Raw genomic sequence first — 10,899 nt, forward strand, 5'->3', positions numbered from 1 at the left:
ACCCTGACCCTGTCCCCGCCCCCGACCTCGCGTCCCTCCAGCGGCGCCTCGTCGCGTTCGCCGCGAGCCGGCAGTGGGAGCCGTACCACACGCCCAAGAACCTCGCCGCGGCGCTGAGCGTGGAGGCCGCGGAACTGCTCGAGATCTTCCAGTGGTCCACCCCCGAGGAGGCCGAGCGGGTGATGGACGACCCCCGGGCGGCCCACCGCGTCGAGGACGAGGTCGCCGACGTGCTGGCGTACCTGCTCCAGTTCTGCGCCCGGCTCGGCGTGGACCCGCTGACCGCGCTCTCGGCGAAGATCGACCGAAACGAGGTCCGCTTTCCGGTCGACCGCCCCCCGGGCCGCGCCGGTCGTCACTCTACGGAGTGAGCTAGGTATCCCCACTGAGCCTCCTGTCCACAGATTTCCGAATTCCCCTGGCGTTGGGGTCAGTTTCCCTTCACTGTGGGTAGTGAACAGGTGGGCAGGTAGTCGTACGAACGGGGGCGCGTACATGGACGCGGAGCGGCTCATCCAGTCCGGTCGGCACTCACTCATGAACAGCCGGGCGGCCGAGGACGTCCTGGCCGAGGCCTGGCAGGCCCAGTGCCTGGCCCAGGCGATAGGCGACCACCTCGCCGCCACCGGGCCGCGCGAGCTCCGGGGCGAGGCGAGCGCCCTCGCCGAGACCGCCCCCGCCGGCGGCGACCGGGTCCCCGACCACCCGGCCCTGCGCGCCGCCGGCGGCCCGCGCTCGGCCAAGCTGTCCGGCATCGCCGACCTGGCCACGGCGCTGCGGCAGTTGGCCGCCCTCCTCGGCGAGGTCGGCATCGCCCTGGTCTCAGTGGCCTGCGCCACCGACGAGGAGGCCATGTACTGGGCCTGCGTCGAGGCCATCGACGCCGCCGACGAGGCCGGCGACCGGGTGCGCGCCATGCTCCACCGCCTCGCCGTCCGCGAGCGCGCCAGACCGTCCGGTGGCTCCCGGGATTCGCTCGACCTCACCGACCTGGCGGACCTCACCGGGCTGCCCGGCCTCTCCGACCCCGCCGACTCGCCGACGGGACCGGGTTGACGGCACGGCGGCCCCCGGGCGCCAATCGCTGCCGACGCCCGCGCCGCCGTCTACCGGGCCGGTCTGCGCCGCGCAAGCCGGGAGGCGCGTCAGAGGGACCCGGAGTACGCTGTTGATCTGCGCAGATCCCTGAGTGTGGCGACGTGGGGAGCGACGTATGCGTACCGGATCCCGTATCCCTGTCACGGCGGTGCTCGCAGCCGCGGTCCTGCTCATGGCTGCGACGGTGGCCTTCGCGGTTCCTCGCGCGTCAGCGGCTGCGCCGGCCATCGACTGGAAGCCGTGCCCTGCGCCCTCCGCCCGAACTCTGCAATGCGCACAGGTCGAGGTCCCGATGGACTGGCGGGATCCCTCCGGGAAGAAGATCAGCTTCGGAGTCAACAGGCTGCCCGCCACGGCTCGGGCCGAAAGGATCGGGACCCTGGTCTTCAACCCCGGGGGCCCCGGCGGGTCCGGGACGCAGTGGGTCGCCACCGAGGCCGCCAAGGGCGGGATGTTCGGAAAGGACGTCCGCAGCCGGTACGACCTCGTCGGATTCGACCCTCGCGGCGTGGCGTCCAGTCGACCCGCGGTCAGGTGCGACAACGAGATCTGGAATTCGCCCCGCGTGTCCCTCTTCCCGACGTCCGCCGAGCAGTACGAGCAGATGGCGGACAAGTACGAGAGGCTTGGCAGGAGTTGCCTCGAACTGACCGGCCCCGCTGTCCGCTTCATGGACACCGTCAGCGTCGCGCGAGACCTCGAAGCCCTCCGCAACGCCGTCGGCGAGGGGAAGCTCAACTACCTGGGTCTGTCCTACGGAACGGAGATCGGCCAGCAGTACTCCCAGCTGTACCCGGAGAACGTGCGGCGCATGGTGCTCGACGGGGCCCTCGTCCACTCGCTGGAGGCGTCTTCCTTCAACGAGAACGAGTCCGTGGCGTACGAGGCCACACTGGGGCGCTTCGCCCAGTGGTGCGCGAGGAGCACGGACTGCGCGCTCAAGGGGCGCGACGTCCTCGCCGCGTTCTCCGAGCTGGTGCGCAAGGCTGACGCAGAGCCGATCCCCGCCGCCGTCTGCGCCAAGAGCGCCGCCTGCCGCACATCGGTGACGGGCGAGGACATCCGGTTCGCGGCCCAGGGGTACCTCCTCTTTCCCAGCGGCCTCCCCCAGATGGGCTATCCGGGCTGGCGGGAGCTCGGGGACGCGCTGAAGTCCGCGGAACAGGGCGACGCTTCGGCGTTCTCCCCTCGTATCATCGAACAGCAGACGGACGCGGCGTTCTCCGGTCTGGCCGTCGGATGCCTCGACAATCGCGCCGACTTCAAGGGATACCCGGCCCTGAAGGCGCAGATCGCCCTGGGCAAGGTCGTCTCACCGCACGTGCAGGGCGCCGGCCAGAGCTACCAGTACATCGCACAGTGCACCGATTGGCCTACCGCCTTCACCAACCCCCCGAAACCCGCCGCGCCGAACCAGACCCGCGCACTCATCGTCAACGCGCTCTACGACCCCTCGACTGCCTACGCGTGGGCTCAACTGATGGCTACGCAAATGCCGAACTCCGTCCTGTTGACGCGCGACGGAGCCGGACACACCTCGTACACGCACGCCGGACCCACCCGCGACGCCATCGACCGGTACCTCCTGTCCGGCGTGTTGCCGGCCCCCGGCACCTTCATCAAGTAGGACGCACGGGTGCGTCCCTGCCCCCAGGTCCCCGCTCGTTCCCGCCCGGAGGGCTTCCCGCGCCGGGGTGCAGGACATCGAGACCCCCCTTGCTTCCCGGCCCGGAGCCCCGAAGCGGTGAGGAGAACACCATGCGGCAGCCGTCCCCGTCCGTCCTGGGCGTGAGCCTCGCCACCGCCGCCGTCGTCTTGCTTTGGGGTGCGGCGCCGACCGCGCCGGCGGCGGACGCCCCCTCCAAGCTCACCGTGACTCCGCTCCTGATGGCGGTCCCCACTCCGCCGCGCTGGTTCGAGGGGACCGACGGCAAGGTCCACCTGGTGTACGAACTGAGACTGACCAACGCCCTCGCCGGGCCGGTCACCGTGAAGACGGTGACGTCGAAGGACGAGAAGACCAGGAAGGACATCGCCAGGCTGAGCGGCAGCAGTCTCACGAACGCGATGACTCCCATGACGCAGCCCGACAAGGCGGGGACGACCATCCCCGCGTCCTCCACGAGTGTGGTGTGGATGGATGTGACCCTCCCCGGAGGGGCGCCTCCCTCGAAGATCACGCACGCGGTGAACCTCGACGTCCCCGAGGAGCTGCCGCTGCCGACTCCCTTCTCGGAGGACGGAGCCGTGGCCGCCGTGGACACCCGCCAGCCGGTCAAGCTGAGCCCTCCGCTCCGCGGCCCCGGCTGGATCGCGGTCGGCAGTTGCTGCGACGGCCCGCACCGGCGCGCCGCACAGCCTGTCGACAACTCACTCAAGCTGGGTGAGCGGTTCGCGATCGACTTCAACGGCTCGGACCCCGGGCGACGCCTCGTCAAGGGGGACCCGAGCGTCAACAAGAACTGGGTGTTCTACAACGCTCCCGTCCTGGCGGTGGCGGACGGTGTGGTGGTGGCGTCCCGCAACGACGTGCCCGACCAGACGCCCGGCAAGCCTCCCGCCCCTTCCTTCGAGGATGCCGACGGGAACTACGTCATCGTGGACATCGGTGACGGGCGGTACGCGGGGTACGCGCACCTGGTTCCCGGGAGCGTACAAGCCGAGGCAGGGGACCGGGTCCGCAAGGGGCAGGTGCTCGGGCGGCTCGGCAACAGCGGGAACTCCACCGGGCCCCACCTTCACTTCCAGGTCATGAACGCGCCGGACATGCTGGACTCCGACGGTCTGCCCTTCGAATTGGAGAGGTTCACTCTCGAAGGGACCACCCCGCCCGTCACCGAGGAACTGCTGTCGGACCTCGAGAACGGCATGCCCGTCTCCATCGACTCGGCAGGCAGTGGCGAGCGACGAGACCAGTACCCGCTGGGACGCGATGTGCTGCGCTTCGGACAGCCCCGGCGTGGCTGAGGGGCCTGGAGGGGCGGTACCTCCGAACCGGTGGTGTGGGGGTTGCGGTGCGGGCGGCGGTGCAGGATGGAGGGCATGGATCTTCGCATCTTCACCGAGCCCCAGCAGGGGGCCAGTTACGACACGCTGCTCACGGTGGCCAAGGCCACCGAGGACCTGGGCTTCGACGCCTTCTTCCGGTCGGACCACTATCTGAGCATGGGCTCCGCGGACGGGCTGCCGGGGCCGACCGACGCCTGGATCACCCTGGCCGGACTGGCTCGGGAGACCCGCCGCATCCGGCTCGGCACCCTGATGACCGCCGGCACCTTCCGGCTGCCGGGCGTGCTGGCCATCCAGGTGGCCCAGGTCGACCAGATGTCCGGCGGCCGGGTCGAACTGGGTCTCGGCGCGGGGTGGTTCGAGGAGGAGCACAAGGCGTACGGCATCCCCTTCCCCAAGGAGAAGTTCGGCCGCCTGGAGGAGCAGCTCGCCGTCGTCACCGGGCTGTGGGCCACCGAGACCGGCAAGACCTTCTCCTACGACGGCACCTACTACCAGCTCACCGACTCGCCCGCGCTGCCCAAGCCCGCGCAGTCCAAGGTGCCGGTGCTGATCGGCGGGCACGGCGCGACCCGCACGCCCAAGCTGGCCGCCCGGTACGCCGACGAGTTCAACATGCCGTTCGGCTCGCTGGAGGACACCCGCAAGCAGTTCGACCGGGTCCGCGCCGCCGCCGCGGAGGCGGGCCGGGGCCAGGACGACCTGGTGTACTCCAACGCGCTGGTGGTCTGCGTCGGCCGGGACGACGCCGAGGTGGCCCGCCGGGCCGCCGCCATCGGCCGCGAACCGGAGGAGCTGAAGGCCAACGGCCTGGCCGGTTCGCCCGCCGAGGTCGTGGAGAAGCTCGGCCGGTACGCGGAGCTGGGCTCCTCCCGGGTCTACCTCCAGGTGCTGGACCTGCATGACCTGGACCACCTGGAGGTAATCTCCTCGCAGGTCATGTCCCAGTTGGGCTGATCCCGACCGGACACAAAATGCCTGGTGGCGGTGTGCTCCCGGCGCGATACTCGGACGTGTGTTCCTGACGATCAGCACGACCGGCTCCCGTGAGCGCCCCGCCACCGACCTCGGCTTCCTGCTGCACAAGCATCCCGAGCGGGCGCAGGCGTTCTCCACCGCGCACGGCACCGCGCACGTCTTCTACCCGGAGGCGTCCGAGGAGCGCTGCACGGCGGCGCTGCTGCTGGAGGTCGACCCGGTGGCCCTGGTCCGCCGCTCCCAGAGCGGCGGCCGGGGCCGGGGCGGCGCACCCGACGCGGCGCTCGCGCAGTACGTCAACGACCGCCCGTACGCGGCCTCCTCGCTGCTCGCCGTCGCGCTGAGCTCCGTCTTCAAGAGCGCGCTGCGCGGGGTGTGCCAGGCCCGGCCCGAGCGGGCCGCCGACCCCCTGCCGCTGCGGATCGAGATCCCGGTGCTGCCCGCGCGCGGCGGCGCGGACCTGGTGCGCGCGCTGTTCGGTCCGCTCGGCTGGAGCGGGATGGACGTCCGGCCCATCGTGCTGGACGAGCACTTCCCCGGCTGGGGCGACTCGCGGTACGTCTCCCTGGCCTTGGCGGGCGAGCTGCGGCTCGCCGACGCGCTGAACCACCTGTACGTGCTGCTCCCGGTGCTGGACGACGCCAAGCACTACTGGGTCGCGCCCGACGAGGTCGACAAGCTGCTGCGGGCCGGCGACGGCTGGCTGGCCGCCCACCCGGAACGGCAGTTGATCACCAGCCGCTATCTGTCCCGCCGCTGGGGCCTGACCCGGCAGGCGACGCAGAGGCTGGAGCTGGTCCGGCTCGCGGAGAGCGACGACCTGGCGGTCGAGGACGTCGACAACGCCGTGGACGAGAGCGCCGACACCGAGGAGCGGCCGGTCCCGCTGGCGGTGCGGCGGCGCGAGGCGATCCTCGCGGTGCTGCGCGAGTGCGGAGCCCGTACGGTGCTGGATCTGGGCTGCGGACAGGGCCAGTTGGTGCAGGAGCTGCTCAAGGACCCGGCGTTCACCCGGGTCACCGGCCTGGACGTGTCCGTGCGGGCGCTGACCGTGGCCGCCCGGCGGCTGAGGCTGGACCGGATGGGCGAGCGGCAGGCGGCCCGCGTCACCCTCACCCAGGGCTCCCTGACATACACCGACAAGCGGCTCGGCGGCCATGACGCGGCGGTGCTCAGCGAGGTGATCGAGCATGTGGACGCCGAGCGGCTGCCGGCGCTGGAGTACGCCGTCTTCGGCTCCGCCCGCCCCGGCACGGTCGTCGTGACCACGCCGAACGTGGAGTACAACGTGCGCTGGGAGTCGCTGCCCGCCGGGCACGTCCGCCACGGCGACCACCGTTTCGAGTGGGACCGGGCGGAGTTCCGCGCCTGGGCACAGACGGTGGCGGACCGGCACGGCTACGCGGTCGCCTTCCGCCCGGTCGGCCCGGACGACCCGGAGGTCGGGCCGCCCACCCAGCTCGCGGTGTTCACCCGGGACGCCGCCCCCGAACCGGCCGCCGCCCACGCGGCCGCCTCGGACGACACCACCGCGGACGACACCACCACGGACACGGCAGGAGCGGCGGCATGACCGACCCCGGCACCACCCCGGCGGGCCGCAGGCTGCCCGTCACCGACCTGTCCCTGGTGGTGCTCATCGGCGCGACCGGCTCCGGCAAGTCCACGTTCGCCCGGCGGCACTTCAAGCCCACCCAGATCGTCTCCTCCGACGCCTGCCGCGGACTGGTCGCCGACGACGAGAACGACCAGAGCGCCAGCGCCGAGGCGTTCGACCTGCTGCACACCATCGTCGGCAAGAGGCTCGCCGCCGGCCGGCTCACCGTGGTCGACGCCACCAGCGTCCAGCAGGAGAGCCGGCGGCAGCTCGTCCGGATCGCGCGGGAACACGACGTGCTGCCCGTCGCCATCGTCCTGGACATGCCCGAGGCGCTCTGCGCCGAGCGCAACGCCGCCCGGCCCGACCGCGCCCACCTGCCCCGGCACGTCATCCAGCGGCACCGGCGCGAACTGCACCGCTCGCTGCGCGGCCTGGAGCGCGAGGGCTTCCGCAAGGTCCACGTGCTGCGCGACCCCGCCGAGGCGGAGAGCGCCGAAGTCGTCCTGGAACGGCGCTACAACGACCTGCGCCACCTCACCGGCCCGTTCGACGTGATCGGCGACGTGCACGGCTGCTCCGCCGAGCTGGAGACCCTGCTCGCCCGGCTGGGGTACGAGGACGGGGCGCACCCCGAAGGGCGTACCGCCGTCTTCGTCGGCGACCTGGTCGACCGGGGCCCGGACAGCCCCGGCGTGCTGCGCCGCGTGATGGGCATGGTCGCCGGCGGCACCGCGCTCTGCGTGCCCGGCAACCACGAGAACAAGCTCGGCCGGTGGCTGCGCGGGAAGAAGGTCCAGGAGACCCACGGGCTGGCCGAGACCGTCGCCCAGCTCGGCGAGGAGAGCGAGGAGTTCCGCGCCGAGGTGGCGGCCTTCGTCGACTCCCTGGTCAGCCACTACGTCCTCGACGGCGGCAGGCTCGTGGTCTGCCACGCCGGACTGCCGGAGAAGTACCACGGCCGCACCTCCGGACGGGTGCGCAGCCACGCGCTGTACGGGGACACCACCGGCGAGACCGACGAGTTCGGCCTGCCGGTGCGCTATCCGTGGGCGGAGGACTACCGGGGCGCGGCGGCCGTCGTCTACGGGCACACCCCGGTGCCGCGCACGAGCTGGATCAACAACACCATCTGCCTGGACACCGGCGTGGTCTTCGGCGGGCGGCTGACCGCACTGCGCTGGCCGGAACGGGAGATCGTCGACGTACCGGCCGAGCAGGTCTGGTACGAGCCGGTGCGGCCGCTGGCGTCCGAGGCCCCCGGCGGGCACCAGGGCCGCCCGCTGGACCTCGCCGACGTGACGGGGCGGCGCACCGTGGAGACCCGGCACGGCGGCAACGTCGCCGTCCGGGAGGAGAACGCGGCCGCCGCGCTGGAGGTGATGAGCCGGTTCGCCGTCGACCCGCGGCTGCTGCCCTACCTGCCGCCCACCATGGCCCCCGTGCCCACCTCGAAGACGGACGGCTTCCTGGAGCACCCGGCCGAGGCGTTCGCCCAGTACCGGGCGGACGGTGTGGCGAGGGTGGTGTGCGAGGAGAAGCACATGGGCTCCCGCGCGGTCGCCCTGGTCTGCCGGGACGCCGACGCGGCCCGGCAGCGGTTCGGCGTGGACGGGCCCACCGGCTCACTGGTCACCCGCACCGGCCGGCCGTTCCTGGGCGATCCGGCGCTCACCGAGGAGGTGCTGCGCCGGCTGCGCACGGCCGTCGGCGCGGCCGGACTCTGGGACGAGCTGCACACCGACTGGCTGCTGTTCGACGGTGAGCTGATGCCGTGGTCGCTGAAGGCGTCCGGCCTGCTGCGCGCCCAGTACGCCGCGGTCGGCGCGGCCTCCGGCGCGGTCTTCCCGGCCGCCGTGGACGCGCTGGAGCGGGCCGCCGGGCGGGGCGCGGACGTCGGCGCGCTGCTGGGCCGGCAGCGGGAGCGGGCCGCCGACGCGGGCGCGTTCACCGACGCCTATCGGCGCTACTGCTGGGAGACGGACGGGCTGGACGGGGTGCGGTTCGCACCGTTCCAGATCCTCGCCGCGCAGGGCCGCTCGCTGGCGGGAGTCCCGCACGACGAGCAACTCGCCTGGCTGGACCGGTTGGTGGAGCACGACACCACCGGGCTGCTGCGGAGCACCCGGCGGGTGGTGGTGGACACCGGCGACGAGCGGGCGGTGCGCGCGGCGACCGACTGGTGGCTGGAGCTGACCGGGGCGGGTGGCGAGGGCATGGTCGTCAAGCCGCTCGCCCCGCTCGCCCGGGACGGGCGCGGCAGGCTGGTGCAGCCGGGCGTCAAGGTGCGCGGCCGGGAGTACCTGCGGATCGTCTACGGCCCGGAGTACACCCGCCCCGACCACCTGGAGAAGCTGCGCTCACGGCACCTGGGGCACAAGCGCTCGCTGGCGCTGCGCGAGTACGCGCTCGGGCTGGAGGCGCTGGAGCGGCTGGCGGACGGCGAACCGCTCTGGCGGGTGCACGAGGCGGTCTTCGGCGTCCTGGCGCTGGAGTCGGAGCCGGTGGACCCGCGGCTGTAGCGGGGCCGGCCGGGGGCCCGGGCCCGGTGCGCACCCACTCCCCGGCCCCCGGGCGGTGCGCGCCGCCCGGCGTACGGCGCTGCGCTGTCCGGCGTACGGCTCCGCCCGGCGTACGGCGCTGTCCGGCGTACGGTGGTGCTGTCCGGCGTACGGCGCTGTCCGGCGTACCGGCACAAGCCGGCCACGGGTGCGGAACGGTCCGGCTTTCGCCGGGTAACGAGGGGGCGGCGCGGTCAGGATGAAGGCATGGGATTCCATGTCGACTCAGAGACCGGGCGGCTGCGCCGCGTCATCCTCCACCGTCCCGATCTGGAGCTGAAGCGGCTGACGCCGCGCAACAAGGACGCGCTCCTCTTCGACGACGTGCTCTGGGTGCGCCGGGCCCGCCAGGAGCACGACGGGTTCGCCGACGTGCTGCGCGACCGGGGGGTGCAGGTCCACCTCTTCGGCGACCTGCTGGCGGAGACGCTGGAGGTGCCGGCGGCCCGCAAACTGGTCCTGGACCGGGTCTTCGACGTCAAGGAGTACGGGCCGCTGGCCGCCGACCCGATCAGAGCGGTCTTCGAAGGCATGGAGACGCCCGCGCTCGCCGAGGCCCTGGTCGGCGGGATGACCAAGCGGGAGTTCCTGGCCGGGTACGCCGAGCCGGTGTCGGTCCGCTTCCACGTGATGGACCTGGACGACTTCCTGCTGCGCCCGCTGCCCAACCACCTGTTCACCCGGGACACCTCCGCCTGGATCTACGACGGGGTGTCGATCAACGCCATGCGCTGGCCGGCCCGGCAGCGCGAGACCGTGCACTTCGAGGCGATCTACAAGCACCACCCGCTGTTCACCGGGCCCGAGGCCGGCTCGTTCCACCACTGGTCGGAGGGGCAGGACGACTTCCCGTCCACCATCGAGGGCGGCGACGTGCTGGTCATCGGCAACGGCGCGGTGCTGATCGGAATGAGCGAGCGGACCACCCCGCAGGCGGTGGAGATGCTGGCGCGCGGGCTGTTCGCCGCCGGTTCGGCGCGCACCATCGTGGCGCTCGACCTGCCGAAGAGCCGGGCGTTCATGCACCTGGACACGGTGATGACGATGGTCGACCACGACACGTTCACCCAGTACGCCGGACTCGGCATGCTCCGCTCGTACACCATCGAGCCCGGCGAGGGCGGCCGCTCGCTCAAGGTCACCGACCACCCGCCGCAGCACATGCACAGCGCCATCGCGGCGGCGCTGGGACTGCCGGCGATCCGGGTGCTCACCGCCACCCAGGACGTGCACGCGGCCGAGCGGGAGCAGTGGGACGACGGCTGCAACGTGCTGGCGGTCGAGCCCGGGGTGGTCGTCGCCTACGAGCGCAACGTCACCACCAACACCCATCTGCGCCGGGAGGGGATCGAGGTGATCGAGATCCCGGGTAGTGAACTGGGGCGGGGGCGGGGCGGCCCGCGCTGTATGAGCTGCCCGGTGGAGCGCGACCCGGACCCCGGGATCGGGTAGCGGCCGCCGGCCGGTGTCAGGATCGGTGTCGGTGTCGATGCCGGGATCGGTGCCGGGATCGGCGTCGCGAGCGGTATCGGGAGCGGTGTCGCAATCGGGACCCTGGGTTCGCATAGCCATGCCATCGGTTGTATAGAATTACAGGGTGCGGGTCCGCCCGCCCCCGCCCAGGATCCCGACCCAGGATCTCGACCCCGCACCCAG

At 72.3% G+C, this 10,899-nt stretch carries 8 protein-coding genes; all 8 read left to right on the forward strand.

Annotated features, from left to right (window positions below):
* The coding region (locus C6N75_RS14040) for a nucleotide pyrophosphohydrolase (RefSeq protein WP_105869228.1) at positions 1-371 on the forward strand (371 nt) is incomplete at its 5' end.
* Positions 372-495: 124 nt separating this feature from the next.
* Entirely contained in the window at positions 496-1,056 is a 561-nt protein-coding gene (locus C6N75_RS14045; protein ID WP_219852877.1) for a DUF6099 family protein, read from the forward strand.
* 157 nt (positions 1,057-1,213) lie between these two features.
* On the forward strand, positions 1,214-2,725 hold the full coding sequence (locus tag C6N75_RS14050; RefSeq protein ID WP_105869229.1) for an alpha/beta hydrolase: 1,512 nt from the start codon (positions 1,214-1,216) through the stop codon (positions 2,723-2,725).
* A 131-nt stretch (positions 2,726-2,856) separates the two neighbouring features.
* Positions 2,857-4,065, forward strand: a complete 1,209-nt coding sequence (locus tag C6N75_RS14055) for a M23 family metallopeptidase (protein ID WP_105869230.1) — start codon at positions 2,857-2,859, stop codon at positions 4,063-4,065.
* 75 nt (positions 4,066-4,140) lie between these two features.
* A complete protein-coding gene (locus tag C6N75_RS14060) occupies positions 4,141-5,064 on the forward strand; it encodes an LLM class F420-dependent oxidoreductase (protein ID WP_105869231.1) in 924 nt (307 codons plus the stop codon).
* A gap of 58 nt (positions 5,065-5,122) precedes the next feature.
* Positions 5,123-6,658 (forward strand): 3' terminal RNA ribose 2'-O-methyltransferase Hen1, encoded by a 1,536-nt coding sequence (locus tag C6N75_RS14065; protein WP_105869232.1) that lies wholly within the window; start codon positions 5,123-5,125, stop codon positions 6,656-6,658.
* Positions 6,655-9,204, forward strand: a complete 2,550-nt coding sequence (locus C6N75_RS14070; RefSeq protein ID WP_105869233.1) for a polynucleotide kinase-phosphatase — start codon at positions 6,655-6,657, stop codon at positions 9,202-9,204. The genes C6N75_RS14065 and C6N75_RS14070 overlap by 4 nt, the downstream gene beginning before the upstream one ends.
* 246 nt (positions 9,205-9,450) lie before the next feature.
* Positions 9,451-10,695 (forward strand): arginine deiminase, encoded by a 1,245-nt coding sequence (locus tag C6N75_RS14075; RefSeq protein WP_105869234.1) that lies wholly within the window; start codon positions 9,451-9,453, stop codon positions 10,693-10,695.
* The last annotated feature ends 204 nt before the right edge of the window (positions 10,696-10,899 follow it).

Origin of the sequence: Streptomyces solincola (genome assembly GCF_002982015.1) — a bacterium.
Lineage (GTDB): Bacteria > Actinomycetota > Actinomycetes > Streptomycetales > Streptomycetaceae > Streptomyces > Streptomyces solincola.